29 protein-coding genes are annotated in these 21,333 nt (G+C 69.3%); 8 read left to right on the top strand and 21 right to left on the bottom strand.

Annotated features, from left to right (window positions below; translation table 11 throughout):
- Positions 1-458: 458 nt before the first annotated feature.
- The gene (locus tag PotMrB4_RS25250; protein WP_044401270.1) at positions 459-1,223 is read left to right on the top strand and encodes an SDR family oxidoreductase; all 765 of its coding nucleotides are present in this window, start codon (positions 459-461) and stop codon (positions 1,221-1,223) included.
- Here the strand turns inward: PotMrB4_RS25250 and PotMrB4_RS25245 are convergent.
- From PotMrB4_RS25245 to PotMrB4_RS25220, 6 genes are all read right to left on the bottom strand, one after another.
- On the bottom strand, positions 1,201-2,115 hold the full coding sequence (locus tag PotMrB4_RS25245; RefSeq protein ID WP_074970489.1) for a glycerophosphodiester phosphodiesterase: 915 nt from the start codon (positions 2,113-2,115) through the stop codon (positions 1,201-1,203). The two genes, PotMrB4_RS25250 and PotMrB4_RS25245, sit on opposite strands and share 23 nt — an antisense overlap.
- A 264-nt stretch (positions 2,116-2,379) precedes the next feature.
- Positions 2,380-2,952: a HupE/UreJ family protein gene (locus PotMrB4_RS25240; protein ID WP_142014004.1), complete on the bottom strand. Its 573-nt coding sequence runs from the start codon at positions 2,950-2,952 to the stop codon at positions 2,380-2,382.
- A gap of 18 nt (positions 2,953-2,970) precedes the next feature.
- A complete protein-coding gene (gene ureG, locus PotMrB4_RS25235) occupies positions 2,971-3,585 on the bottom strand; it encodes an urease accessory protein UreG (protein WP_044401282.1) in 615 nt (204 codons plus the stop codon).
- Positions 3,586-3,594: 9 nt separating this feature from the next.
- On the bottom strand, positions 3,595-4,266 hold the full coding sequence (locus tag PotMrB4_RS25230) for an urease accessory protein UreF (protein ID WP_074970679.1): 672 nt from the start codon (positions 4,264-4,266) through the stop codon (positions 3,595-3,597).
- A gap of 17 nt (positions 4,267-4,283) precedes the next feature.
- Complete coding sequence (gene ureE / locus PotMrB4_RS25225; RefSeq protein WP_074970484.1) at positions 4,284-4,784, bottom strand: urease accessory protein UreE; 501 nt, start codon at positions 4,782-4,784, stop codon at positions 4,284-4,286.
- Between the two features lie 171 nt (positions 4,785-4,955).
- Positions 4,956-5,591: a TetR family transcriptional regulator gene (locus PotMrB4_RS25220; RefSeq protein ID WP_044401292.1), complete on the bottom strand. Its 636-nt coding sequence runs from the start codon at positions 5,589-5,591 to the stop codon at positions 4,956-4,958.
- 177 nt (positions 5,592-5,768) lie between these two features.
- On the opposite strand from PotMrB4_RS25220, the gene PotMrB4_RS25215 reads away from it, so the two are divergent.
- Positions 5,769-6,875: a ferredoxin reductase gene (locus PotMrB4_RS25215; protein WP_172434772.1), complete on the top strand. Its 1,107-nt coding sequence runs from the start codon at positions 5,769-5,771 to the stop codon at positions 6,873-6,875.
- 11 nt (positions 6,876-6,886) lie between these two features.
- Positions 6,887-7,969, top strand: a complete 1,083-nt coding sequence (locus PotMrB4_RS25210; RefSeq protein WP_172434771.1) for a fatty acid desaturase family protein — start codon at positions 6,887-6,889, stop codon at positions 7,967-7,969.
- A 2-nt stretch (positions 7,970-7,971) separates the two neighbouring features.
- Here PotMrB4_RS25210 and PotMrB4_RS25205 read toward each other — a convergent pair whose 3' ends face one another.
- Together PotMrB4_RS25205 and PotMrB4_RS25200 are read right to left on the bottom strand one after the other, a co-directional pair.
- A complete protein-coding gene (locus PotMrB4_RS25205) occupies positions 7,972-8,193 on the bottom strand; it encodes a hypothetical protein (RefSeq protein ID WP_142014012.1) in 222 nt (73 codons plus the stop codon).
- A 210-nt stretch (positions 8,194-8,403) separates the two neighbouring features.
- The gene (locus PotMrB4_RS25200; RefSeq protein ID WP_172434770.1) at positions 8,404-8,838 is read right to left on the bottom strand and encodes a hypothetical protein; all 435 of its coding nucleotides are present in this window, start codon (positions 8,836-8,838) and stop codon (positions 8,404-8,406) included.
- Positions 8,839-9,113: 275 nt separating this feature from the next.
- Between PotMrB4_RS25200 and PotMrB4_RS25195 the strand changes: the two genes are divergently transcribed.
- The gene (locus PotMrB4_RS25195; protein WP_172434769.1) at positions 9,114-11,165 is read left to right on the top strand and encodes an AsmA family protein; all 2,052 of its coding nucleotides are present in this window, start codon (positions 9,114-9,116) and stop codon (positions 11,163-11,165) included.
- A 15-nt stretch (positions 11,166-11,180) separates the two neighbouring features.
- On the opposite strand, the gene PotMrB4_RS25190 is transcribed toward PotMrB4_RS25195, so the two are convergent.
- The 6 genes from PotMrB4_RS25190 to PotMrB4_RS25165 form a co-directional block, all read right to left on the bottom strand.
- Entirely contained in the window at positions 11,181-11,627 is a 447-nt protein-coding gene (locus PotMrB4_RS25190) for a GyrI-like domain-containing protein (protein WP_074970472.1), read from the bottom strand.
- An 83-nt stretch (positions 11,628-11,710) separates the two neighbouring features.
- Entirely contained in the window at positions 11,711-12,247 is a 537-nt protein-coding gene (locus PotMrB4_RS25185; RefSeq protein WP_044401322.1) for a ferritin-like domain-containing protein, read from the bottom strand.
- A gap of 114 nt (positions 12,248-12,361) precedes the next feature.
- The gene (osmE, locus tag PotMrB4_RS25180) at positions 12,362-12,703 is read right to left on the bottom strand and encodes an osmotically-inducible lipoprotein OsmE (RefSeq protein WP_172434768.1); all 342 of its coding nucleotides are present in this window, start codon (positions 12,701-12,703) and stop codon (positions 12,362-12,364) included.
- A gap of 148 nt (positions 12,704-12,851) precedes the next feature.
- Positions 12,852-13,196, bottom strand: coding sequence for an osmotically-inducible lipoprotein OsmE (osmE, locus tag PotMrB4_RS25175; protein WP_044401327.1), 345 nt, complete (start codon positions 13,194-13,196; stop codon positions 12,852-12,854).
- A 117-nt stretch (positions 13,197-13,313) separates the two neighbouring features.
- Complete coding sequence (locus PotMrB4_RS25170; RefSeq protein ID WP_107331835.1) at positions 13,314-13,526, bottom strand: hypothetical protein; 213 nt, start codon at positions 13,524-13,526, stop codon at positions 13,314-13,316.
- A gap of 95 nt (positions 13,527-13,621) precedes the next feature.
- Entirely contained in the window at positions 13,622-14,887 is a 1,266-nt protein-coding gene (locus tag PotMrB4_RS25165; protein ID WP_044401333.1) for an Hsp70 family protein, read from the bottom strand.
- Positions 14,888-15,018: 131 nt separating this feature from the next.
- Between PotMrB4_RS25165 and PotMrB4_RS25160 the strand changes: the two genes are divergently transcribed.
- Positions 15,019-15,288 (top strand): PsiF family protein, encoded by a 270-nt coding sequence (locus tag PotMrB4_RS25160; RefSeq protein ID WP_044401336.1) that lies wholly within the window; start codon positions 15,019-15,021, stop codon positions 15,286-15,288.
- Positions 15,289-15,313: 25 nt separating this feature from the next.
- On the opposite strand, the gene PotMrB4_RS25155 is transcribed toward PotMrB4_RS25160, so the two are convergent.
- Together PotMrB4_RS25155 and PotMrB4_RS25150 are read right to left on the bottom strand one after the other, a co-directional pair.
- Entirely contained in the window at positions 15,314-15,751 is a 438-nt protein-coding gene (locus PotMrB4_RS25155) for a YqaA family protein (protein WP_172434767.1), read from the bottom strand.
- A 40-nt stretch (positions 15,752-15,791) separates the two neighbouring features.
- Positions 15,792-16,109: a hypothetical protein gene (locus PotMrB4_RS25150; protein WP_172435152.1), complete on the bottom strand. Its 318-nt coding sequence runs from the start codon at positions 16,107-16,109 to the stop codon at positions 15,792-15,794.
- A gap of 250 nt (positions 16,110-16,359) precedes the next feature.
- On the opposite strand from PotMrB4_RS25150, the gene PotMrB4_RS25145 reads away from it, so the two are divergent.
- Together PotMrB4_RS25145 and PotMrB4_RS25140 are read left to right on the top strand one after the other, a co-directional pair.
- Positions 16,360-17,229 carry an isocitrate lyase/PEP mutase family protein gene (locus tag PotMrB4_RS25145; RefSeq protein WP_069560558.1) on the top strand — a complete coding sequence of 290 codons (870 nt, stop codon included), beginning with the start codon at positions 16,360-16,362 and terminating at the stop codon, positions 17,227-17,229.
- A gap of 105 nt (positions 17,230-17,334) precedes the next feature.
- Entirely contained in the window at positions 17,335-17,601 is a 267-nt protein-coding gene (locus PotMrB4_RS25140; RefSeq protein ID WP_044401346.1) for a DksA/TraR family C4-type zinc finger protein, read from the top strand.
- A 7-nt stretch (positions 17,602-17,608) separates the two neighbouring features.
- Here the strand turns inward: PotMrB4_RS25140 and PotMrB4_RS25135 are convergent, their stop codons facing one another.
- The 5 genes from PotMrB4_RS25135 to PotMrB4_RS25115 all read right to left on the bottom strand — a co-directional run bounded on the left by PotMrB4_RS25135 (position 17,609) and on the right by PotMrB4_RS25115 (position 20,328).
- Positions 17,609-18,199, bottom strand: coding sequence for a hypothetical protein (locus PotMrB4_RS25135; RefSeq protein ID WP_044401348.1), 591 nt, complete (start codon positions 18,197-18,199; stop codon positions 17,609-17,611).
- Positions 18,200-18,216: 17 nt separating this feature from the next.
- Positions 18,217-18,618: a DUF3592 domain-containing protein gene (locus tag PotMrB4_RS25130; protein ID WP_044401351.1), complete on the bottom strand. Its 402-nt coding sequence runs from the start codon at positions 18,616-18,618 to the stop codon at positions 18,217-18,219.
- A gap of 132 nt (positions 18,619-18,750) precedes the next feature.
- Entirely contained in the window at positions 18,751-19,095 is a 345-nt protein-coding gene (locus tag PotMrB4_RS25125) for a DUF805 domain-containing protein (protein ID WP_172434766.1), read from the bottom strand.
- A gap of 223 nt (positions 19,096-19,318) precedes the next feature.
- The gene (locus PotMrB4_RS25120) at positions 19,319-19,600 is read right to left on the bottom strand and encodes a DUF2218 domain-containing protein (RefSeq protein ID WP_172434765.1); all 282 of its coding nucleotides are present in this window, start codon (positions 19,598-19,600) and stop codon (positions 19,319-19,321) included.
- An 86-nt stretch (positions 19,601-19,686) separates the two neighbouring features.
- Entirely contained in the window at positions 19,687-20,328 is a 642-nt protein-coding gene (locus PotMrB4_RS25115) for an NAD(P)-dependent oxidoreductase (protein ID WP_172434764.1), read from the bottom strand.
- Between the two features lie 105 nt (positions 20,329-20,433).
- Between PotMrB4_RS25115 and PotMrB4_RS25110 the strand changes: the two genes are divergently transcribed.
- A complete protein-coding gene (locus tag PotMrB4_RS25110; RefSeq protein ID WP_074970456.1) occupies positions 20,434-21,324 on the top strand; it encodes a LysR family transcriptional regulator in 891 nt (296 codons plus the stop codon).
- Positions 21,325-21,333: the final 9 nt, after the last annotated feature.

Here is a 21,333-nt window from a genome sequence, read left to right as displayed (position 1 = left end):
CTCGGGATTCGTACAGCCAGGCTTTTTTTAAGCAGAACAGTTGCTTGCGCGCGGGCCTTGAAGTGCCCTGGCAGTTATCCCCGTGGCCTGTGGATAACTGTGTGGGCAAGCTCTGGAGCCCTGGCCGGCAGCCCCTGCCGTCGGGGCGCCGGGCAGGCTGCTCGAAAAATCACCAGCAGCGCCGGCAGGATTCCCTGGAGGCCTCGTGGTTGCTGGCGTTCACGAATGAAGGCGAACGGCCGGGCCGGCGCGCCCAGGCCCGCTGGAGTTGTCCCCACGATCTGTGGAACAGCCTGTGGCCTGCCTGTGGAAAACCTGGGGGCGGATGGCGCTATCCCACGCCCTGCAAGGGCCCGTTGGCGGCCGTCTGGAAATCCGCCACGGGCTAGGAGAACCCGCCCGCTTTCTGGCACTGTGGGCGCCCCGTGACATAGCCCGCCCCAGCGAGGAGAGATTCCATGACATCCACCCTGTTCATCACCGGCGCCACCTCCGGGTTCGGCGAAGCCTGTGCCCGTCGCTTCGCCCAGGCGGGCTGGAAGCTGGTCATCACCGGTCGCCGCGAAGACCGCCTGAAGGCCCTGGCTGCCGAACTTTCGGCCCACACCGAGGTGCTGCCGCTGACCGTGGACGTGCGCGACCGCCAGGCCATGGAAGCCGCCATCGCCGGCCTGCCCGCCCAGTTCGACCGCCTGCAGGGGCTGATCAACAACGCCGGCCTGGCCCTGGGCACCGACCCGGCGCCCAAGTGCAGCCTGGATGACTGGGACACCATGGTGGACACCAACATCAAGGGCCTGCTCTACAGCACCCGCCTGCTGCTGCCGCGCCTGATCGCCCACGGCCGGGGCGCCGGCATCGTCAACCTCGGCTCCATCGCCGGCACCTACCCCTATCCGGGTAGCCACGTGTACGGCGGCACCAAGGCCTTCGTCCGGCAGTTCTCGCTGAACCTGCGCAACGACCTGGTGGGCACCGGCGTGCGCGTCACCGACATCGAGCCGGGCCTGTGCGAGAGCGAGTTCTCCCTGGTGCGCTTCGGCGGCGACCAGGCGCGCTATGACGCCACCTATGCCGGGGCCGAGCCGATCCAGCCGCAGGACATCGCCGAGACCATCTTCTGGGTGATGAACCAGCCGGCCCACATCAACATCAACACCCTGGAGCTGATGCCGGTGAGCCAGACCTGGGCCGGCTTCGCTATCGATCGTTCAGCGAAGTGAGGCGGGTCGACCGCCCCAGCAGCTGCAGGGCGCGGTCGGGGTAGTCGGTGATCAGCGCCTGGGCGCCCATGTCCAGCAGGCGCTGCATCACCGGTTGTTCGTTGATGGTCCACATCTGCACGCTCAGCCCGCGCTCGCGGGCGCTGCGCATCATCGACGGCGTGGCGAGCTGCATCCCGGCGTGTTCCTCGGGGATCTGCAGGGCCTCGTAGGAGGGGCTCAGCAGGCGTTCCAGGCCGAGGCTCTGCAGCACCACCAGCAGCTTCACCGAGGTCGGCCCAGCCGAGGTGGCCACACCGGGGCAGACGCTGCGGAAGTGCGTGAGGCTGCGCTCGTAGAAGCTGCCGACGATGACCCGGTCGCGCTGCCCGGCCTGCTGCAGGGCGCTGCACAGGCGTTCTTCCAGCCCCACGTCGGGCACTTTGATCTCGATGACCTTGGCCACCTGCGGGAAGCCCTGCAGCACCGCGTCGAGGGTGGGGATGCGCACGCCCTGGCCCCGGTAGGGGTGGCTTTCACCGCCGTCGGCGGTCCAGCGGTAGCCGGCGTCCAGCGCTTGCACCTGGGCGAGGCTGAGGGCGGCCACCGCGCCGCTGCCCTCGGTGGTGCGGTCCACGGTGGCGTCATGCAGCACCACCACCTGGCCGTCGGCGGTCAGGCGCAGGTCCATCTCCAGCATGTCCACCCCCAGCGCGGCCGCGCGCTCGAAGGCGAACAGGGTGTTCTCCGGCCACAACCCTCGGCCGCCGCGATGGGCGATCACCAGCGGGTGGTCACCCAGCCCGGCGAGCACTGCCGGCCGCTCCACCGGGCGGCTGGTCAGTGCCATGCCCAGCAGGGCGATGGCCAGGAGGCAGAGCGGAACGAGGCAGAACCGGGCAAAGCGTTTCATGGGGCTTCCATTTCGATGAAGACGGGCGTGCCGAATCAGACCCGGCGACTATGACAAAGACATGAAAGCGCCGCGAGTGGCGAGGTGTCCCAGGGACCCCGCGCGCGGTCGCGGGGCCGGCACTGCCCACATAAACGGTGGGCCAGCCTGTGGATATCTTCTGGGCAGATTGCTGCAGGCCCTGCGTTCTGTGGGCTTCCACCCGCCGGACGATTTTTCGCCAGCGGGGGAGGCCCGGGTCATGCGCAGGCCATCGAACCGGCTTCAGCCTGCCAGCAACCAGGCCCCGGCGACGGCCGAGGCGCCGCCGGCGATGCGCACCAGCGGCGCTGCGGCCAGGGGCAGGGTGCGCACCAGGGCGTAGCCGATGGCATGCAGGGCGGCGGTGGCGGCGACGAAGCCGGCGGCGTAGCCCCAGGGGCTGGCCAGCTCCGGCAGCTCCAGGCCGTGGGCAACACCGTGGGCCAGGGCGAACAGGGCGGTCATGGCCACGGCGACGGCCATCGGCGGGCGCACGGCCACTGCCACCAGCAGGCCGAGGGCGAGCACGGAGGCGGCGATGCCGGTCTCCATGAAGGGCAGCTGCAGGCCCTGGAAGCCCAGCAGGCCGCCGAGCAGCAGGGTGGCGACGAAGGTCAGCGGCAGGGCCCAGCGGGCACGGCCCTGTTGCTGGGCGGCCCAGAGGCCGACGGCGAGCATGGCCAGCAGGTGGTCGAGGCCGGTCACCGGGTGGGCGACGCCGGCCATCAGCCCGGAGTGGTCATGCCCGGCGTGGGCGAAGGCCAGTGCCGGGGTGCAGAACAGGGCGAGGGCGAAGAGGGATTTGCGCAGGTTCATGGGGGCTCCTTGTGGGGTTCAGGCTGCGCCGAGCAGGCCCTGTTTTTCGATGAAGGCGATGATGTCGTCCAGGCCCTGGCCGACCTTCTGGTTGCTGAACACGAAGGGCCGCTCGCCGCGCATCTTGCGGGCGTCGCGCTCCATCACCTCCAGCGAGGCACCGACCATGGGCGCCAGGTCGATCTTGTTGATCACCAGCAGGTCGGACTTGCAGATGCCGGGGCCGCCCTTGCGCGGCAGCTTGTCGCCGGCGGAGACGTCGATCACGTAGAGGGTCAGGTCCGACAGCTCGGGGCTGAAGGTGGCGGAGAGGTTGTCGCCGCCGGATTCCACCAGGATCAGGTCCAGGCCCGGGAAGCGGCGGTTGAGCTGGTCTACCGCCTCCAGGTTGATGGAGGCGTCCTCGCGGATGGCGGTGTGCGGGCAGCCGCCGGTCTCCACGCCGATGATGCGCTCGGGCTCCAGGGCCTCGTTGCGCACCAGGAACTGGGCGTCTTCCTGGGTGTAGATGTCGTTGGTCACCACGGCGATGTTGTAGCGCTCGCGCAGGGCACGGCAGAGGGCGAGGGTGAGGGCGGTCTTGCCGGAGCCGACGGGGCCGCCGATGCCGACGCGCAGGGGTTGGCTGTTCATGGTGCTCTCCTAGGAACGGAACAGGCGGCTGTACTGGCGCTCGTGCGCCATGCTCGCCAGGGCCAGGCCGAAGGCGGCGCTGCCCCGTGGGTGGGAAGGGGGTGTGCGGGCGGCCAGGCTCGCGGCCTGGAGGCTCGGCAGCAGGTGCGAGGTGAGGCGCTGTGCGGCCTGCTGGCCCAGGGGCAGGGTCTTCATCAGCACGGCCAGCTGGTTCTCCAGCCAGCCCCAGAGCCAGGCGCCAAGGGCCTCGTCGGGGCGGATGCGCCAGGCGCGGGCGGCCAGCGCCCAGGCGACGCCGAGGGTGGGTTCGCCCTGGCGGGCCAGGGCGTCGCGGGCTGGGGCATCCAGCTCGGGCAGGCCCTCCAGCAGCTGTTGCAGGGAGTAGCCCATCTGCCGGCATTCCAGGTGCAGTTCGCGGGTCTCGCGGCTGGCGCGCTGCTCGGCGCCCAGTTGCAGCAGGCGTGCCCAGTCCTCGTCGGCGGCGGCCTGGCAGAGGTCGAGCAGCATGGGCGCTTCGAAGCGGGCGAGGTTGAGGCGCAGCTGGTCGTCCAGCCAGCGCCGGGCGCTTTCGGTGTCGTGCACCTGGCCCTGGTCCACGGCCATCTCCAGCCCCTGGGAATAGCTGTAGCCGCCGATGGGCAGCTGGGGGCTGGCCAGGCGCAGCAGTTGCCAGGCGCCCAGGGACGGGGCGGCTTCGCTCACGGGCGCACTCCGAACTGGTGCAGGCGCGGGGCGTAGTTGAAGTCGGCTTCCAGCTGGTGGGAGTGGTGGTGGCCGCCGCCGTAGGCGCCGTGCTCGGGCTGGAAGCCGGCTTCCACGGCGGTCACCGTGGCACCGAGCTGTTCGAGCATGGCCTTGAGCACGTAATCGTCCAGCAGGCGCAGCCAGCCGTCGCCGATCTGCAGGGCGACGTGGCGGTTGCCCAGGTGGTAGGCGGCGCGGGTCAGTTCGAAGGCGTTGGCGCAGGTGACGTGGAGCAGGGCCTCGGGTCGGGCACGGACGCGCACGACGCGGCCATCCCCGGCCAGCAGGCAGTCGCCATCGCGCAGGGGCGGCTGGCCCCGTTCGAGAAACAGCCCGACGTCTTCACCGGCGACGGTGAAGCAGCGCAGGCGGCTCTTGCTTCGCGCTTCGTAGGTGAGCAGCAGTTCTTCGTCCCACTGCTCGCGGGGCGGGAGGCGTTCCTGGATGACCAGCATGGGCAGTTCCGGCAGTGTGCAATGCCGGTGCCTGAGCAAGGGGCTTGCCAATACGGCGAAACGCCCGGGGCGCGGGCCTGTGGCGCGTGGGTGCGCAAGGACGGGGCGCTCGGGTGCGCGCTATTGGTGCGTGGCGTGGATCGAAATGGTGCGCTGACGCTTCGGTCAGCTTCAGGCCCGGCCGAGGCCGTGCCAGTGCTTGCCGCCGATCATGATGAAGCGCAGCTGCTGGGTGATCTTCGCCGCCGGGGTGAGGTGCGCCGGCAGGTCGCGGGCGGGAGGGTCGATCAGCTCGGGCAGGGTGGCGAAGACGGTCTTCACCACGAGGTCGGAGACCACGTCGAGGGCGTCGTCGTCCAGGTGCGGCATGCGGTTGATCAGCTTGAGGTCGGCGGCCAGGTCGTCGGTGATGCGCTCGCGCAGGGCGGCGATGGCCTGGCGCACCGGTTGCGAGCCGCCGTACTGCTCGCGGGCGAGGAACAGGAACTGGCCACGGTTGGCGGCGACGGCGTCGAGGAAGATGCGCACCGAGGCGTCGATGATCCCGCCCATCTCGAATTCGTTGTGGCGCACCACGCGGATGGTGGCGCGGAAGGTCTCGCCCACTTCCTCCACCAGGGCCAGGCCGAGCTGGTCCATGTCGGCGAAGTGGCGGTAGAAGCCGGTGGGCACGATGCCGGCGGTGCGGGCGACTTCCCGCAGGCTCAGGCTGCCGAAGCCGCGTCCGCTGTCCATCAGCTGGCGCGCCGCGTCCATCAGGGCGTGGCGGGTCTGCTGTTTCTGTTCCGAGCGGGGCGTCGTGGACATGGAGCGAAGTCGAGGCCGAAGAATGGGCCGCACTCTAGGGGCTGTCACCGCATTGGTGCAAGTTGCGCGGCGCCCGGTGGGGCTGGAGGGCGGGTGTCGGATTTTTCAGTGAACGACTGTTGACTGGAATTCCCGCCTTCAGGCAGCCTAGTGCACGACTGTTCACTGGATAGATCCATGGCCCTCATCCCCTTTTCCCTGGCCCGCCGACTCGGCGCGTGGCTGGCCCCGTTGCGTGCGCTGGTGCGCCGCGCCTGGCTGCGCGAGTCGGAGGTGGATTTCTTTCTCGCCCGGCTGCACCCGGTGCTGCGCCTGAACCGGGTGTTCGCCCGCGTCGAGGGGCGTCGCTGGGTGGCCCAGGACATGCTGGCGCTGACCCTGCGCTGCAACGGCAACGCCCGCCACTGGCGGGCCGGCCAGCACGTGCAGCTGCACCTGGCGCTGGACGGCGTGCGCCTGGCGCGCAGCTACAGCCTGACTGCCGTGCACGACGATGGCCGTGTCGAGCTGGCGGTGCGTCGCCAGCCGGGTGGGCGCCTGTCCGGCCATCTGCTGGAGCGGGTGGAGGTGGGGCAGGTGCTGGAGCTGGGCCAGGCCGAGGGCGAGCTGAGCTGGCCCGAGGGGCAGGGCGATGTTCTCCTGCTGGCCGCCGGCAGCGGCATCACGCCGCTGCTCGGCCTGCTGCGGGAGGCGCTGGCGCGGGGCTTCTCCGCACCGGTGACGCTGCTGCACTACGTGCGCGAACGGGGCCAGCGGGCCTTCGTCGATGAGCTGCTGGCCCTGACCCGCCGCTACCCGAACTTCAACGTGCGCTGGGGCCTCAGCGGCGATGCGCCGGCGCCCGGTGAACTGGCCGGGCGCTTCCAGCCGGAGCACCTGGCCGGGCTGGCACCTCGGGACCTGCTGGTCTGCGGCCCCCACGGCTTCGTCGACACGGTGCGCCAGTGGTGGCAGGCCGCGCCCCGCGCCGGTTGCCTGCAACTGGAAGCCTTCAGCCTGCCGCGCACGGCGCCGTCTTCGGCCAGCCAGACCGTGCGCCTGGGCTTCGCCCGCTCCCGCATCGACGGCGAGGGCGACACCCACGGCAGCCTGCTGGAACAGGCCGAGGCCCTGGGCCTGCGGCCGGCCCACGGCTGCCGCCAGGGCGTTTGCGCGCAATGCACCTGCCGGCTGCTCAGCGGTGCGGTGCGTGACCTGCGCAGCGGCGCCATCCAGCACGAGCCCGACCAACCCATCCGCCTCTGCGTCAGCGCCCCGGTGGGCGACGTGACGCTCGACCTGTGACGAGGACTGCCATGCGCCACGACCGCCCCCTCGATGCCGAGGCCGCCCGTGCCTTCGGCGAAGAACTGGACGCCCTGCGCCAGCGCACCCTGGCCGACCTGGGCGATACCGACGCCCGCTACATCCGCCGCGTGCGCAGCATCGCCCGGGCCTGCTGCTGGAGCGGCCGGGCCCTGCTGATGCTGGGCTGGTTCCCGCCCACCTGGCTGCTGGGCAGCCTGCTGCTGGGGCTGGGCAAGATCATCGAGAACATGGAGCTGGGCCATAACGTCATGCATGGCCAGTACGACTGGATGAACGACCCGGAATTCGCCGGGCGCACCTACGAGTGGGACATCGTCGGGCCGGCCGACTTCTGGCGGCACACCCACAACCACATCCACCACACCTACACCAACGTGCTGGGGCACGACGACGATGTCGGCTACGGGCTGGTGCGGCTGTTCCCCGAGCAGCGCTGGAAGCCGTTCTTCCGCTGGCAGCCGCTGTGGGTAACGCTGCAGGCGCTGCTGTTCCAGTTCGCCGTGGCGGTGCAGCACCTGCGCCTGGACAAGTACCTCAAGGGCCGCATGACCCTGGAGGAACTGCGCCCGCGCCTGCGCACCTTCAACGCCAAGGTGCTGCGCCAGCTGGTCAAGGACTACGGGGTGTTCCCGCTGCTGGCGCTGTTGCTGGGGGCCAATGCCTGGGCGGTGCTGGCGGGCAATGCGCTGGCGAACCTGATCCGCAACCTGTGGACCTTCACGGTGATCTTCTGCGGGCATTTCACCGAGCGGGCGGCGGTGTTCCCGCCGGAGGTGCTGGAAGGGGAGACCCGTGGCCAGTGGTACCTGCGTCAGCTGCGGGGCTCCAGCAACCTGGAGGGCGGCCCGCTGCTGCACTTCATGACCGGCAACCTCAGCCACCAGATCGAGCACCACCTGTTCCCCGACCTCCCGGCCCGCCGCTACGGCCAGCTCGCGGTGGAGGTACGGGAGATCGCCCGGCGCTACGGGCAGGAATACAACACCGGGCGCCTGTCCCGGCAGTTCGCCACCGTGCTGCGGCGCATCTGGGTCTACCGCCGGCCGGAAACCGCGCTGCCGGCGGCCTGATCTCAGGCGACGCCGTGGGCGCGCAGCAGGCGGTCCGAGCCGCCTTCGGCCAGCCACTGGTCGGGGGCGTGCTGAACCCGGTTGCCGGCCAGCGGCTCCACCACCGGCCGTTCGGCCGCGCCATCGCGGGCTTCACCGAGCACGGGCGGGTGTTCGGCGGGCAGGGCAAAGGCGGCACTGGACAGGACGCTGAGGAAGAGGGCGGCGAGGGCGTGGGCTTTCATAATCGGACTCCTCTGCAAGGTGTGAAAGACACGTTGCCTAGGGTACGGATCGGGCGCCGGGGGAGAAGTGAAGGTGGGCGATGGTGGTCATTGATGGAGGTGATGGCATTGATCCTGATAACCAGCTTGGCCCCGTAACACCTGATTGGGCACAGCCAACAAAAAGCCCGGCCTGTGCCGGGCTTTGACTGCCGTTACCGCTGGCCCGCATCAGGCCACGCGGTTGGAGCGATCAGCACCGCCTTCAGCGACGCGGAAGCCTTGGGTGCGGTCCGAGCCGTCCTCGGCAACCCGGAAGCCCTGGGTGCGAGCCGAACCGTCTTCGGCAACGCGGAAGCCTTGGGTACGGTCCGAACCGTCTTCAGCGACGCGGAAGCCCTGGGTACGGTCCGAGCCGTCTTCGGCAACGCGGAAGCCCTGGGTGCGGGCCGAACCGTCTTCGGCGACGCGGAAGCCCTGGGTGCGGGCCGAGCCGTCTTCGGCTACGCGGAAGCCCTGGGTGCGGTCCGAACCGTCTTCGGCGACACGGAAGCCCTGAGTACGGGCCGAGCCATCTTCGGCAACGGTGTAGGACACGGCGGATTGGACGACCGGTACAGCGAACAGGCCGGCGAGGAAGAGGACGGCGAGGGCTTGGCTTTTCATGGTGGTTCTCCTGGATGTGGGGGGCCGTTGTGGCGACGGGGCCTATGTTCCGCAGCGGCACGCTGGTCAGGAAGTGAACAACCGCGATAGTCGCCATCGACATCGCTGATGGTTGGAAATACCGTGTCGAATCAGTGCCTTGCGCCGCCTGGGCGGCGCGCTGCGAGCGTGATCCGAGTGACGGGGCGGCTCGTTTGCGGAGTCATCCGGCGCGTTTGCCAGTCGGATGGAAAAGGCCGGTAGTGGCTCGCTGATACCGAACACGGGAGATAGGCATGACGCGCGGACGCAGAATCCTCGCTTGGACCGTTGGCAGCCTGGTGGCCGTGCTGGTCGGGTTGGGGGTGTTCATCGCCACCTTCGACTGGAACCGCATCAAGGCGCCCCTCAATGAGCGGGTGTCCGCAACCCTTGGGCGGCCGTTCGCCATTCGCGGGGACCTGAGCGTGAGCTGGCGGCGCGAGCCCACCGAGCCCGGCCTGCGCGCCTGGGTGCCCTGGCCCCACGTGAAGGCCGAGGACCTGGTGCTGGGCAACCCGGAATGGGCCGGTGAAGGCCCCTTCGCCAGCCTGGCGCGGGTGGAGCTGAGCCTGTCCCCGCTGCCCCTGCTGTGGAAGACCGTGAGCATCCCCCGCATCGACCTCACCGAGCCCCATGCTGACCTGAGCCGCCAGGCCGACGGGCGCAACAACTGGACCTTCGACACCCCGAAACAGGACGACGACGCGCCGTCGGCCTGGACGCTGGACATCGGCGCCATCGGATTCGACCAGGGCGAGGTGAAGGTGGACGACGCTCCCACCCAGACCCGTCTCACCCTGCAGGTGGACCCGTTGGGCCAGCCCATCCCGTTCAGCGACATCGTCGGCGAGCAGGTCGCCGGCAAGGCGGCGGAGCAAGGCGCCACGCCTCAGGACTACGCCTTCGGCTGGAGTGCCAAGGGGCGCTACAAGGGCCAGACCCTGACGGGCACCGGCAAGGTCGGCGGCCTGCTGGCGCTGAAGGATGCCCGGCGGCCGTTCCCGCTGCAGGCTGATGTGCGCATTGGTGCGACCCGTATCGCGGTGGCCGGCACCCTCACCGATCCGACCCACCTGGGGGCGTTGGACCTGCGCCTGGCGCTGTCCGGCGACAGCCTGGGCAATCTCTACCCGCTCACCGGCGTGACCCTGCCGGACACCCCGGCCTATTCCACCGATGGCCGCCTGGTGGCGCAGTTGCGCGACGCCGGTGGGGCGCAGTTCCACTACCAGGGCTTCAACGGCGCCATCGGCGACAGCGACATCCACGGCGACCTGCATTACCTGGCAGGCCAGCCCCGGCCGAAGCTCTCCGGCGCGCTCACCTCCAACCAGCTGCGCTTCGCCGATCTGGCGCCGCTGATCGGCGCCGATTCCAACGCCGAGAAGAAGGCCCGTGGCGTCACCCGCCAGCAGCCGGCGGACAAGGTGCTGCCGGTGGAGGAATTCCGCACCGAGCGCTGGCGGGTGATGGACGCCGATGTGCGCTTCACCGGCAAGCGCATCGTCCACAGCGACAAGCTGCCCTTCAACGACCTCGAGGCCCACCTGGTGCTGGACGACGGCACGCTGAGCCTGGAACCCCTGCGCTTCGGCATGGCCGGCGGCACCCTGGAGTCCACCGTGCGCCTGGAGGGCGGGCGCGTGCCCCTGCAAGGCCGCGCCCGCCTCAGTGCGCGGCATTTCAAGCTCAAGCAGCTGTTCCCCACCTTCGAGCCGATGCGCACCAGCTTCGGCGAGCTGAACGGCGACGCCGACCTGGCCGGCAGCGGCAACTCCGTGGCGGCGTTGCTGGGCAGCGCCAACGGCAACCTCAAGCTGTTGATGAACGACGGCGCGGTCAGTCGTGGGCTGATGGAGATCGCCGGTCTCAACCTGGGCAACTACCTGGTGGGCAAGCTGTTCGGTGACGACGAGGTGAAGATCAACTGCGCCGCCGCCGACCTGCAGGTGACGCGGGGGCTGGTGACGCCCCGGCTGTTCCTGCTGGACACCGAGAACGCCCTGGTGCAGGTGGACGGCAGCGCCAACCTGGCCAGCGAACGGCTGGACCTGACGGTGAGCCCCGAGTCCAAGGGCTTGCGCATCTTCTCCCTGCGCTCGCCGCTCTACGTGCGCGGCACCTTCAGGAAGCCCGATGCCGGGGTCAAGGCGGTGCCGCTGCTGGCGCGGGGTGCGGGCATGGTGGTGCTGGGGGCGGTGGTGGCTCCGGCGGCCGGGCTGCTGGCGCTGGTGGCGCCCAGTGAGGGCGGCAGCAACGCCTGCCAGGGCCTGTTGGCCAGGCCCCAGGCCAAGCCCTCGCGCTAGGCGAGGGCGGCGGGGTCAGAACACCGGTACCCAGAGCAGGGTTTCCGACTTCGGGTCGTGGGGCCCGTGGAAGCCGTCGCCGTATTCCTCGAAGCAGATGCCGGGGCTGGCCTCCAGCCCGCGCTCGGCGAGCAGGAAGTCGTGGATCACCTGGAAGCTGAGGGCGATGTCCGGCGTGCTGCCGACGTGGGTGAACACGGCGTAGCGACCGGCGGGGACCTCGATCAGCGTCATGCCGTCCGGCACCGGGGTGCCGGGCTTGACCGGGTAGCCGGCCAGGTAGCCCAGCTCGCCGTTGGGGCGGTGCAGGCAGAGCCCGCAGGGCACGCCATCGCGGCCGCTGATCTCCTCGCTGCGGGGCAGGAAGCGCTCCCACAGCTGGCCGATGTCCTCGGGCGGGGCGTCCGGACGTTCCAGTCCGATGACCTGAAAGGCGGGGCGTTCGATGATGCGCGCGCGCATGGCCGTGTCCTCTTCGGCAGTCTGCTCGGCAGACTGTGCGGCCAGCGCGCGCCGGGATCAAGGGGCATGATGGCCCCGGGCGATCATTCCTTGAGGTCTTCGAGGATATCGGCCATGTCGTCGGCGTGTTCCTCCTCCTGGGCGAGGATCTCCTCGAACAGGCGGCGGGTGGTCGGGTCCTTGTCGCCGAGGAACTGCACGATCTCGCGGTAGCTGTCGATGGCGATGCGTTCGGCGATCAGGTCCTCGGTGACCATCTCGCGCAGATTGCGGCCGGCCACGTACTGGGCGTGGGAGCGCGCTTCCAGCCCGGCGGGGTTGAAGTCGGGCTCGCCGCCCAGCTGCACGATGCGCTCGGCCAGCTGGTCGGCGTGCTGCAGCTCCTGCTGGGCATGTTCGAGGAACTCGGCGGCGGCGATGCTCGCCTTGAGGCCGGTGGCCATGTAGTAGTGGCGCTTGTAGCGCAGGTGGCAGACCAGCTCGGTGGCCAGGGCTTCGTTCAGCAGGCGCAGCACGGTGGGGCGGTCGGCGTTGTAGCCCTCGGTCACGGCGCCATCCAGCACGTTCTGGCGGGCGCGCTGGCGCAGGGTGTTCACATCGGTCAGTTGCACGTCACTCATCACGGTTCTCCTTCACGGGTTCTCGGGCCGTGGCGCGACTCTGGGGTCGCAGGCGCAGCGGCCTCCCTGGTGTGTGAGTGCGGCGAAGCGGGAAAAGTTTAGGAAATCTGTGCCTCAGAACAGCCCGTCGCGTTCCACCGTCTCGCGCTGGCCGCAGGTCATGAAGCCGCTGTGCTGCACGCGGCCATTGGCGCCGAAGCTGACGTGGTAGGCCTGCTGGTGGCCCTGGCGGTTGAGGATGTAGTTGTTGCACGAGCCGGGGTGGATGCTGCGCTGGACGATGGAGGACGGGCGTCCGCCGATGGCCAGCACCTGCTCCTTGCTCATGCCTTCCTTGACCTGGCGCACCAGGGGCTCGTTGCGGAAGGTGAGGTAGTCGGTGGGGTTCTCGATCTTCGTCGCACAGCCGGCCCCCGAGGCCAGAGCGGCTGCAAGCATGAGCGCGCGTGAATGCATGCACAGTCCCCGTCATGTTCGGCTGTTGATAACAGCGCTTGGACAGCAGGGAGCGCCCGCGGTTCGCCCGAATCGGGGCGGCGGGTGTGCGTCAGTCGGCAAATACGGCACGGGGCCATCCCGGGGCGGGGCCCCGGGAGGCGTGGCATCAGCGCTTGGCGGCCTCGGCCTCGTTGCGCTCGTGCTGTTCGCAGGTCATGAAGCCCTTGCCATCGACCCGGCCGTTGGCGTCGAAGCTGACGTAGTAGGGCTGCTGGTGGCCTTCCTTGTTGAGCACGTAGTTGTTGCAGGTGCCGGGGTGCACCACGCGACGCACTTCGCTGGAGGGCGGGCCGCCGAGGGTGAGCACCTGCTGGCGGTCCATGCCGTCTTCCACCTGCTTCACCAGTGGCTCGTTGCGGTAGGTGACGTAGTCGGTGGGGTTTTCCAGCTTGGTGGCGCAACCGGTCACGGCGGCCAGGGCCAGGGCGGCGGGCAGGATGTGCTTGTACATGAAGGTGTCCTCGTATGGGGCGCGGTGGGCCTACGGGACTTTCGAGCACGGGCTCGCTTGGAGAGTTCGAGGAATATTTGCACGGCGCCCCGGCGGATCGGCAGGGGCGGCGCGGGTTCAGCGGGTGGCGTCTTCGGCGGCGTCCAGGCGGGCCTGGTTCTGGGCGTTGGCCTGGTCGATCTGCTGCTTGAGCTGGTCGGCCTGCTGTTGCAGCTGGCGGGCCTGGTCGGCCTGTGCCTTGGCCTGGGCCGCGCCGGTGGCGGCGGTTTCGCCGAGGCCGCAGCCGCTGAGCAGCAGGGCAGCCAGGGTGAGGAGAAGCGGTGTGCGCATGAGGGTGTCTCCGGTGACGAGGCCCTCACGGTGCTCCCGCCGCCCGGCGCCGGCAAGCGGGGCCGGCGCGAATGGGCGCGGGGGCCGACCTGCGGTCAGCCGTAGCGTTTGCGCGCTTCGATGGCCAGGCCGCTGCCGATGCTGCCGAAGGCGTTGCCTTCGACATGGCGGGCGTTGGGCAGCAGGTCGGCGACGCAGCGGCGCAGGGCGGGGATGCCGCTGGAGCCGCCGGTGAAGAACAGCGTGTCCACCTGCTCCAGGGCGACACCGGCCTGGGCCAGCATGGCCGTGACGCTGGCGCGGATGCGCTCCAGCAGCGGGCCGACGGCCTCCTCGAAGCCGGCGCGGTCCAGCGGCGCCACCAGGCCGGGCTCGACGCGGCCGAGGTCGATGGGGCGTTCCAGGGCTTCGGTCAGCTCGATCTTGCTGTCTTCTACCTGCATGGCCAGCCAGTGGCCGGCGCGCTGCTCGATGAGGCGGAACAGGCGGTCGATGCCGGTGGTGTCGACGATGTCGTAGCGCATGTTCTTCAGCGCCAGCTGGGACTTCTGCGCGTAGACGGCGTTGATGGTGTGCCAGGTGGCCAGGTTGAGGTGCACGCTGGTGGGCATCAGCGCGTCGCTCTTCATGCGGCTGCCGTAGCCGAACAGCGGCATCACCCCGGCGAGGGAGAGCTGCTTGTCGAAGTCGGTGCCGCCGATGTGCACGCCGCCGGTGGCGAGGATGTCGCCCTGGCGGTCGGCCACGTCGCGGCGCGCAGGCGACAGGCGCACCAGGGAGAAGTCGGAGGTACCGCCGCCGATGTCGACGATCAGCACCAGCTCCTCGCGCTGGATCTCGCGCTCGTAGTCGAAGGCGGCGGCGATGGGTTCGTACTGGAAGGAGACGTCCTTGAAGCCGAGCTTGTGGGCGACGGCCACCAGGGTGTCCTGGGCCTCGCGGTCGGCCTCGGGGTCGTCGTCGACGAAGAACACCGGGCGGCCCAGCACCACCTGCTCGAAGGGACGGTCGGCGGCGGCTTCGGCACGCTTCTTCAGCTCGCCGATGAAGATGCCCAGCAGGTCCTTGAAGGGCAGGGCGCTGCCCAGCACGGTGGTCTCGCTCTTGAGCAGCGGCGAACCCAGCAGGCTCTTGAGCGAGCGCATCAGGCGGCCTTCGTAGCCTTCCAGGTATTCGTTCAGGGCCTGGCGGCCGAAGGCGGGGCGACGCTCTTCGGTGTTGAAGAAGATCACCGACGGCAGGGTGACCTTGGCGTCCTCCAGGACGATCAGCGGCTCGCAGTCCGGGCGCCACCAGCCGACGGTGGAGTTGGAGGTGCCGAAGTCGATGCCCAGGGCGCGGGCGGGGAGGGTGGTGCTCATGGTACGAACGGTCCGGGGGTGGAAAAACGGCCGCGCACTATACGCGAGGCGAGGGCGGGTTGCGCGCCCGGCCCGGCGCAGTCCGTCGCACAGTCTAGACTTGCCGGCACCACCGCCCTGGGAGTCACGCCATGAAGACGCTCCGCCTGCCCCTGCTCGTCCTCGCCCTGCTGGCCAGCCTGCCGACCCTGGCCGCCACCCCGCAGGAGAAGATGAAGTCCTGCAATGCCGACGCCACCGCCAAGGGGCTCAAGGGCGACGAGCGCAAGGCGTTCATGTCGCAGTGCCTGAAGATCACCCAGCAGGAACGCATGATCAATTGCAACAAGACGGCCTCGGACAAGGCGCTCAAGGGGGACGAACGCAAGGCCTTCATGAGCGAATGCCTGAAGAAGCCGTAGGCCGCTCACGGTCCGTCGTGACGACTTATCCCCAGCCCAGCGCCAGGGCCGCCACCACGGCGTAGCGGCCGGCCTTGGCCAGCAGCACCAGCAGCAGGAACACGCCGAGCGATTCGCGCATCAGCCCGGCCACCAGGGTGAGCGGGTCGCCGACGATCGGCAGCCAGGACATCAGCAGGGTCCAGCGGCCGTAGCGCAGGTAGTGCCGACGGGCCCGCTCGATGGCGGATTCCGATACGGGGAACCAGCGCTTCTGGCGGAAATCCGCCAGGTAGCGCCCCAGCAACCAGTTCACCAGCGAACCCAGCACGTTGCCGACGGTGGCCACCAGCAGCAGCGCCCAGGTCGGCTGCGCGCCGTTGAGCAGCAGGCCGAGCAGCACGGCCTCCGACTGCAGGGGCAGCAGGGTGGCGGCGCCGAAGGCGGCGAGGAACAGACTGGTGTAGGCGAGCAGGTCGGTCATGCGGGCGGGGAGCGAGGGCCGGCGGGCCCTCGCGGGGGGATCAGCGGGTGCCGTTCAGCTTCACCACGTCACCGGAAACGGTGGTGGTGTAGCCGGTCAGGACCCAGGCCCAGAACCAGTCTTCCTGGACCTGGGTGTTGATCATTGCGTCGCCGCCCTTGGCCTTGATGGCGGCCTGCTGGGCGCGGACGAAACGGTTGTTCTGCTGCACGGGGATGAAGCCGGCGATCAGCAGGCCGGTGGCGCTGGCCTGGCTATGGCCGATCACGGTGTACTGGCTGCTGTCGAGGTTCTGGGTCTTCATCGGGGTGCCGGTGCAGCCGGCGAGTACCAGGGCGGACAGCAGGCCTGCGGCCATCTTGATGCGGTGTTTCACGGGTATCTCCTTGGGTTGGGCTCCGGCGATTCGTTCGCTGGGATGCGCAATCTAGCGGAGCGGCGGGGCCCAGGTGAACTGCTTTCTGCGGGGGCATCGCTTCCGTTAAGGAAGCTGAAAGACGGAGGCGCGTAGAATGCGCCCACGGCCTATCCGCCGGTCGGTGTGACCTGGGGGTGCGATACTTGCATCCTTCTCGTCGATCAACCTTGCCTGCTGTCTGGACATCACAATGAGAAGAGCCTCCCACCATGAATTGCGCACGGCGTTCCGTGCGTTGCTGAACTCCTCCGCCTGCTACCACACCGCTTCGGTGTTCGACCCCATGTCCGCGCGCATCGCCGCCGACCTCGGTTTCGAGGTGGGCATCCTCGGCGGTTCCGTCGCCTCGCTGCAGGTGCTGGCAGCGCCGGACTTCGCCCTCATCACCCTCAGCGAGTTCGTCGAGCAGGCCGTGCGCATCGGCCGCGTGTCCCGCTTGCCGGTGATCGCCGACGCCGACCACGGCTACGGCAACGCCCTCAACGTGATGCGCACGGTGGTGGAGCTGGAGCGCGCCGGCATCGCCGCGCTGACCATCGAGGACACGCTGCTGCCGGCCCAGTTCGGCCGCAAGTCCACCGACCTGATCAGCGTCGAGGAAGGCGTCGGCAAGATCCGCGCGGCCCTCGAGGCGCGGGTCGACCCGGACCTGGCGATCATCGCCCGCACCCACGCCGGGGTGCTCGGCACCGACGAGGTGATCGCCCGCACCCAGGCCTACCAGGCCGCCGGTGCCGACGGCATCTGCATGGTCGGGGTGGAGGACTTCGAGCACCTGGAGGCCATCGCCGCCGGGCTCCACGTGCCGCTGATGCTGGTCACCTACGGCAACCCCAAGCTGCGCGACAACCAGCGCCTGGCCGACCTGGGCGTGCGCATCGTGGTCAACGGCCACGCCGCCTACTTCGCCGCCATCAAGGCCACCTACGACTGCCTGCGCGAGCAGCGCCACATCGACACCAGCGCACCGGAGCTCAGCGCCACCGAGCTGACCCACAAGTACACGCTGCCCGAGGACTACATCGTCTGGGCGCGGGAGTACATGAACGTGAAGGAATAGCCCGGAGCGACCTCCACTTGTCGCCCACCGGCCCACGGCCTTGCAAAAGGCCGCCGGCCGCCCGCATAACTCCAGGGTCATCGACAGCGAGAACGGGAGGTCGGGATGGCCAGTGGCTGGGCGGGAGACGGCGCGGTGCAGGAGCAGATCGACAGCACCATCGAAGACGCCGTGCAGCGGGCACGCAGCCAGTTGCCCAAGGGCGAGAGCCTTACCCATTGCGAAGAATGCGACGCCGTGATTCCCCAGGCACGCCGCGAGGCGGTGCCGGGCGTGCGCCTGTGCGTGAACTGCCAGGCCGAGCACGACCGCGAGAACGCCGCCTACGCCGGCTACAACCGGCGTGGCAGCAAGGACAGTCAGTTGCGCTGAGGGCGCGTCAGAACAGCGCGCCGAGGTAGGCCGCGCCGCCGGCGCCCGCCTGCAGGCCGACGTTGGCACCGCCCATCACCAGGGCGCCACGGGCCGACTTGAGCAGTTGCTGGGTCAGCATCGGCGACACCGAGAGGCTGGTCAGCGGGCTGGCGTTCATCAGCATCACCGCCGCCAGCAGCTTGGCGTCCAGGCCGAACAGCATGGCCGTGCCGGAGACCCCGGCGAGCACGCCGGCGCCCACTTCCATGTACAGGCAGGGCCCGGTGATCTCATCGCGGGTCAGGTCGCGGTCCTTGATGTCGTCGGCGACGAACACCGCGCCGTCGCTGGGGAAGGCTTCCGCCGCCCCGGCACCGCCGATGCTCTTGCCCTTGATCTTCACGTCCACCTTGCCAAAGCGCGGCAGCTTGGCGCCGATACCGAGGCCGGCGCCGATGCCGCCGTAGCGGAACGGCAGGTCCTGGCCCTGGGGCGAGCGCAGGGTGATGGAGCCACCGCCCCCGGCGACGAAGGCGATGGTCAGGCCACCGCCGCTGGCGGTGACGTACTGCCAGCGGCTGGGGTTGGCGGGGAAGGGAATGGGCATCTGCGACATGGGTACGTCCTTGTGGGTCAGGGGCGGCGGCCGAAAAGGGTCATCAGGCCGGTGGCGGTGAACACCGCACCGAGTACGCCGAGCAGGGCGGCGGTGCCCCACAGCGCGCCGAAGTCATCCACCACGGCGCTGCCGGTGGGGTCGTTGGCCTGGTAGTGGACCTTCACCGGCTGGCCGACCTGGTAGCCGAAGATCAGTCCGCCCTGGGGGTAGGAAACCCGGGCGCCGGTGCTGTCGGTGAAGGCGATCTCCGGGTGCGAGCCGCCGGCGTTCAGGGCGACCACGGCACCGTCGGCGACCAGGGCCGACTGCAGGAAACCCATGCGGGAAGAGGCGTTGATGGCCATGGCGGCCAGCAGGGCCAGGCCGAGGAGGGCGAAGAGACCGCCCTTGAAGAGGGATACCTGGGGTTCCGACATCCTGTGGGTTCCTGAACGTCCGTTTCTGAAAACAAGAAAGCAAAACGGGCGGTTGCCCGCCCGTTGCAGCGACTGCCGTGGGACAGTCGCTTCGCCCGAGGGTTCCCGTTCAGGCGGGAGCCCCGGCCTGGATCAGGCCTTCGGGTTGGGACCGTAGGCGTTCTGGCCCGGGTCGCTGTCCTTGGCCAGCAGGTAGATCACGTACAGACCGACCAGCGGGATCAGGGCGATCAGCATGAACCAGCCGCTCTTGCCGATGTCGTGCAGACGGCGGGCGGTGACGCCCAGGGCCGGCAGCAGGACGGCCAGGCTGTACAGGTTGGCCAGCGGCAGCAGCTTCTCGCTGATCATGCCGAAGATCACGGTCAGCGCGATGGAGATCACGAGGTTCACCAGGGTGAACATCCAGTACTCCTTGCGACGCGCACGGCCGTTGAAATCAAAATATTGCTTGAGGCACTTCAAATACCATTCCATTGCGGAACTCCCTTTCTTCGCCGCCTGGCGGCTGTTCATATCGATTGATGCCAGGCGTTTGGACATGGCTGGCAGGTGCTGCATGGGTCATGCAGGGACGCGACTATAGCGTTTCGTAACAAGCCGTTGCGTGTGCCGGTTCACGGGCCAGCAAATTGCCACCCAGTCAATTTCGGGTGGCGTGATCACGGTAAGGCACGTGCGATGCCCGTCCCAGAGCGCCTCAGTGCCAGTTCAGCTGCAGCGCTTCCTGCCAGGCGAAGCGTTCGAAGTGGCTGGCCATCACCTCCTTGAGTCGTTCCAGGCTTACAGCGTCTTCGGCTTCCACCCGAAGCGTCAGGCCACCGGCCTCGGCCTGCAGCAGGCCGAGGCCGATGTCGAACTGGATGCGCCCCTGCTGTTCGTCATGGCTGACGGGGATGCGGTGGGCGAAGTGCTTGCACAGCCGGCTGATGTAGCGGGCCGGGGTTTCGGTGACGACGTGGGTGGAGGCGAAGAGGGTCATTGAGGGACTCCTGAACGGTGGAAACGGGGGCAGGCCGCCGGAAAAACCGGCGACCTGATTGGGTAACGCAGGGCGGGCACCCGGCTTCAGTAGCCGACGGTGAAGCGCTTGTGCAGGTGCTGGGGGTTCTCCAGCTCGTCGACGATGGCCACCGCCAGGTCGGCCACGCTGATGCGCGCCGGGTGGTCGCCGTCCATCAGCAACTCGTTGCCGCCAATGCGGAAGCGGCCCGTGCGTGCGCCCGGCTCCAGCAGCGCCGGCGGGGAGAGGAAGGTCCAGTCCAGGTCGGTCTCGGCCTGGATCAGGTTCAGCGCCTGGCGTGCGCCCTCGGCGCCTTCCTTGTACTCGGCGGGGAACTGCGGGGTGTCGATCAGTTGCAGGCCCGGCGCGACGTACAGGCTGCCCGCCCCGCCCACCACCAGCAGGCGACGGACGCCGGCCCGGCGCACGGCGTCGAAGATGGCGCGGGTGCCCTGGATGAACTGCTCGCGGATGTCGGGGTTGCCCCAGCCGGGGTTGAAGGCGTGCACCACGGCGTCGTGCCCGGCGAGGACGGCGGCGGTGGCGGCCACGTCGTGGATATCGCCCTTCACGGCGGTCAGGCGTTCATGGGCCGGCAGTTTTTCCGGGTGGCGGACCAGGGCGGTGACCTGGTGGCCGCTTTGCAGGGCTTCCTGGACGACGGCGCTGCCGACGAAACCGGTGGCACCGAGGATGGCGATCTTCATGGCTGTCTCCTGTTGAGAATCGTTTGCGACGGTCGCCATCTTGCAGCTGGATAATCAGCGGAAAAAGTGGCAAAAACCGCTTTCACAATTAAGCAGGGCTTACGAATGGAGCAGCTCAAGCGCATGGCAGTGTTCGCCACGGTGGTGGAGAAGGGCTCGATGGTCGCCGCCGGCGAAGCCTTGGGCATGAGCGCGTCCGCAGTCAGCCAGCAGATCCGCAAGCTGGAGGACGCCACCCAGGTCAGCCTGCTCCACCGCACCACCCGCAAGCTCACCCTCACCGAGGCCGGCGCGCTGTTCTACCGTAACTGCGCCCAGGTGCTGGAGCTGGCGCAGCAGGCCGAACAGCGCCTGGCGGAGCTGCGCGATGCGCCGGTGGGGGAGCTGCGCATCGCCGCCCCGGTGGGCTTCTCCGATCGCATGGTTACCGAGGCGCTGGCGCCCCTGCTGGCCGCCCACCCCGGGCTGACGCTGCGGCTGTTCTTCGACGACGAGCAGATCGACCTGGTGGAGCGGCGCATCGACCTGGCCATCCGCGTTGGCCGCCAGGACGACTCCAGCCTGGTGGCGCGGCACCTGGGGGACTGGCCGTCGCTGCTCTGCGCCGCGCCCGGCTACCTGGCCCGGCTGCCGGCCATCGTCCGTCCCGAGCAACTGCTGGAGCTGGACTGGGTGACCCTGCATGCCGAGCGCGCCCTGGGGCCGATCACCCTGGTCGGGCCCGGTGGCGAGGTGCAGCGGCTGCGCATCGAGAGCCGCGTCAGCTGCAACAACATCCTCTCCGCGCGCAGCTTCACCCTGGCCGGCGCCGGCCTGTCCCTGCAGCCGGAACCGGAGATCCGCGAGGAGCTGGCCAGCGGCCGGCTGCTGCGGGTGCTGCCCGACTGGCGCCCGCCGGAGATCGGCCTGTACATCGTCACCCCACGGCGCGACGCGCAGCCGGCCAAGGTGCGCTATGCCATCGAGGCCTTGCGTCACAGCCTGTCGCGGCGCTGATGGTCCTGT

This window comes from Metapseudomonas otitidis (assembly GCF_011397855.1).
In the GTDB taxonomy this organism is placed as follows: domain Bacteria; phylum Pseudomonadota; class Gammaproteobacteria; order Pseudomonadales; family Pseudomonadaceae; genus Metapseudomonas; species Metapseudomonas otitidis.
Note: the sequence above shows the minus strand (reverse complement) of the source record. Positions and strands in the feature narration are given on the sequence as shown.

Bases quoted from the DNA above. Each gene is read 5' to 3' on its own strand.
- PotMrB4_RS25250 (WP_044401270.1), top strand. From the start codon at position 459: ATGACATCCACCCTGTTCATCACCGGCGCCACCTCCGGGTTCGGCGAA.
- PotMrB4_RS25245 (WP_074970489.1), bottom strand. From the start codon at position 2,115: ATGAAACGCTTTGCCCGGTTCTGCCTCGTTCCGCTCTGCCTCCTGGCC.
- PotMrB4_RS25240 (WP_142014004.1), bottom strand. From the start codon at position 2,952: ATGAACCTGCGCAAATCCCTCTTCGCCCTCGCCCTGTTCTGCACCCCG.
- ureG (WP_044401282.1), bottom strand. From the start codon at position 3,585: ATGAACAGCCAACCCCTGCGCGTCGGCATCGGCGGCCCCGTCGGCTCC.
- ureE (WP_074970484.1), bottom strand. From the start codon at position 4,784: ATGCTGGTCATCCAGGAACGCCTCCCGCCCCGCGAGCAGTGGGACGAA.
- PotMrB4_RS25220 (WP_044401292.1), bottom strand. From the start codon at position 5,591: ATGTCCACGACGCCCCGCTCGGAACAGAAACAGCAGACCCGCCACGCC.
- PotMrB4_RS25215 (WP_172434772.1), top strand. From the start codon at position 5,769: ATGGCCCTCATCCCCTTTTCCCTGGCCCGCCGACTCGGCGCGTGGCTG.
- PotMrB4_RS25210 (WP_172434771.1), top strand. From the start codon at position 6,887: ATGCGCCACGACCGCCCCCTCGATGCCGAGGCCGCCCGTGCCTTCGGC.
- PotMrB4_RS25205 (WP_142014012.1), bottom strand. From the start codon at position 8,193: ATGAAAGCCCACGCCCTCGCCGCCCTCTTCCTCAGCGTCCTGTCCAGT.
- PotMrB4_RS25200 (WP_172434770.1), bottom strand. From the start codon at position 8,838: ATGAAAAGCCAAGCCCTCGCCGTCCTCTTCCTCGCCGGCCTGTTCGCT.
- PotMrB4_RS25195 (WP_172434769.1), top strand. From the start codon at position 9,114: ATGACGCGCGGACGCAGAATCCTCGCTTGGACCGTTGGCAGCCTGGTG.
- PotMrB4_RS25190 (WP_074970472.1), bottom strand. From the start codon at position 11,627: ATGCGCGCGCGCATCATCGAACGCCCCGCCTTTCAGGTCATCGGACTG.
- PotMrB4_RS25185 (WP_044401322.1), bottom strand. From the start codon at position 12,247: ATGAGTGACGTGCAACTGACCGATGTGAACACCCTGCGCCAGCGCGCC.
- osmE (WP_172434768.1), bottom strand. From the start codon at position 12,703: ATGCATTCACGCGCGCTCATGCTTGCAGCCGCTCTGGCCTCGGGGGCC.
- osmE (WP_044401327.1), bottom strand. From the start codon at position 13,196: ATGTACAAGCACATCCTGCCCGCCGCCCTGGCCCTGGCCGCCGTGACC.
- PotMrB4_RS25170 (WP_107331835.1), bottom strand. From the start codon at position 13,526: ATGCGCACACCGCTTCTCCTCACCCTGGCTGCCCTGCTGCTCAGCGGC.
- PotMrB4_RS25165 (WP_044401333.1), bottom strand. From the start codon at position 14,887: ATGAGCACCACCCTCCCCGCCCGCGCCCTGGGCATCGACTTCGGCACC.
- PotMrB4_RS25160 (WP_044401336.1), top strand. From the start codon at position 15,019: ATGAAGACGCTCCGCCTGCCCCTGCTCGTCCTCGCCCTGCTGGCCAGC.
- PotMrB4_RS25155 (WP_172434767.1), bottom strand. From the start codon at position 15,751: ATGACCGACCTGCTCGCCTACACCAGTCTGTTCCTCGCCGCCTTCGGC.
- PotMrB4_RS25150 (WP_172435152.1), bottom strand. From the start codon at position 16,109: ATGGCCGCAGGCCTGCTGTCCGCCCTGGTACTCGCCGGCTGCACCGGC.
- PotMrB4_RS25145 (WP_069560558.1), top strand. From the start codon at position 16,360: ATGAGAAGAGCCTCCCACCATGAATTGCGCACGGCGTTCCGTGCGTTG.
- PotMrB4_RS25140 (WP_044401346.1), top strand. From the start codon at position 17,335: ATGGCCAGTGGCTGGGCGGGAGACGGCGCGGTGCAGGAGCAGATCGAC.
- PotMrB4_RS25135 (WP_044401348.1), bottom strand. From the start codon at position 18,199: ATGTCGCAGATGCCCATTCCCTTCCCCGCCAACCCCAGCCGCTGGCAG.
- PotMrB4_RS25130 (WP_044401351.1), bottom strand. From the start codon at position 18,618: ATGTCGGAACCCCAGGTATCCCTCTTCAAGGGCGGTCTCTTCGCCCTC.
- PotMrB4_RS25125 (WP_172434766.1), bottom strand. From the start codon at position 19,095: ATGGAATGGTATTTGAAGTGCCTCAAGCAATATTTTGATTTCAACGGC.
- PotMrB4_RS25120 (WP_172434765.1), bottom strand. From the start codon at position 19,600: ATGACCCTCTTCGCCTCCACCCACGTCGTCACCGAAACCCCGGCCCGC.
- PotMrB4_RS25115 (WP_172434764.1), bottom strand. From the start codon at position 20,328: ATGAAGATCGCCATCCTCGGTGCCACCGGTTTCGTCGGCAGCGCCGTC.
- PotMrB4_RS25110 (WP_074970456.1), top strand. From the start codon at position 20,434: ATGGAGCAGCTCAAGCGCATGGCAGTGTTCGCCACGGTGGTGGAGAAG.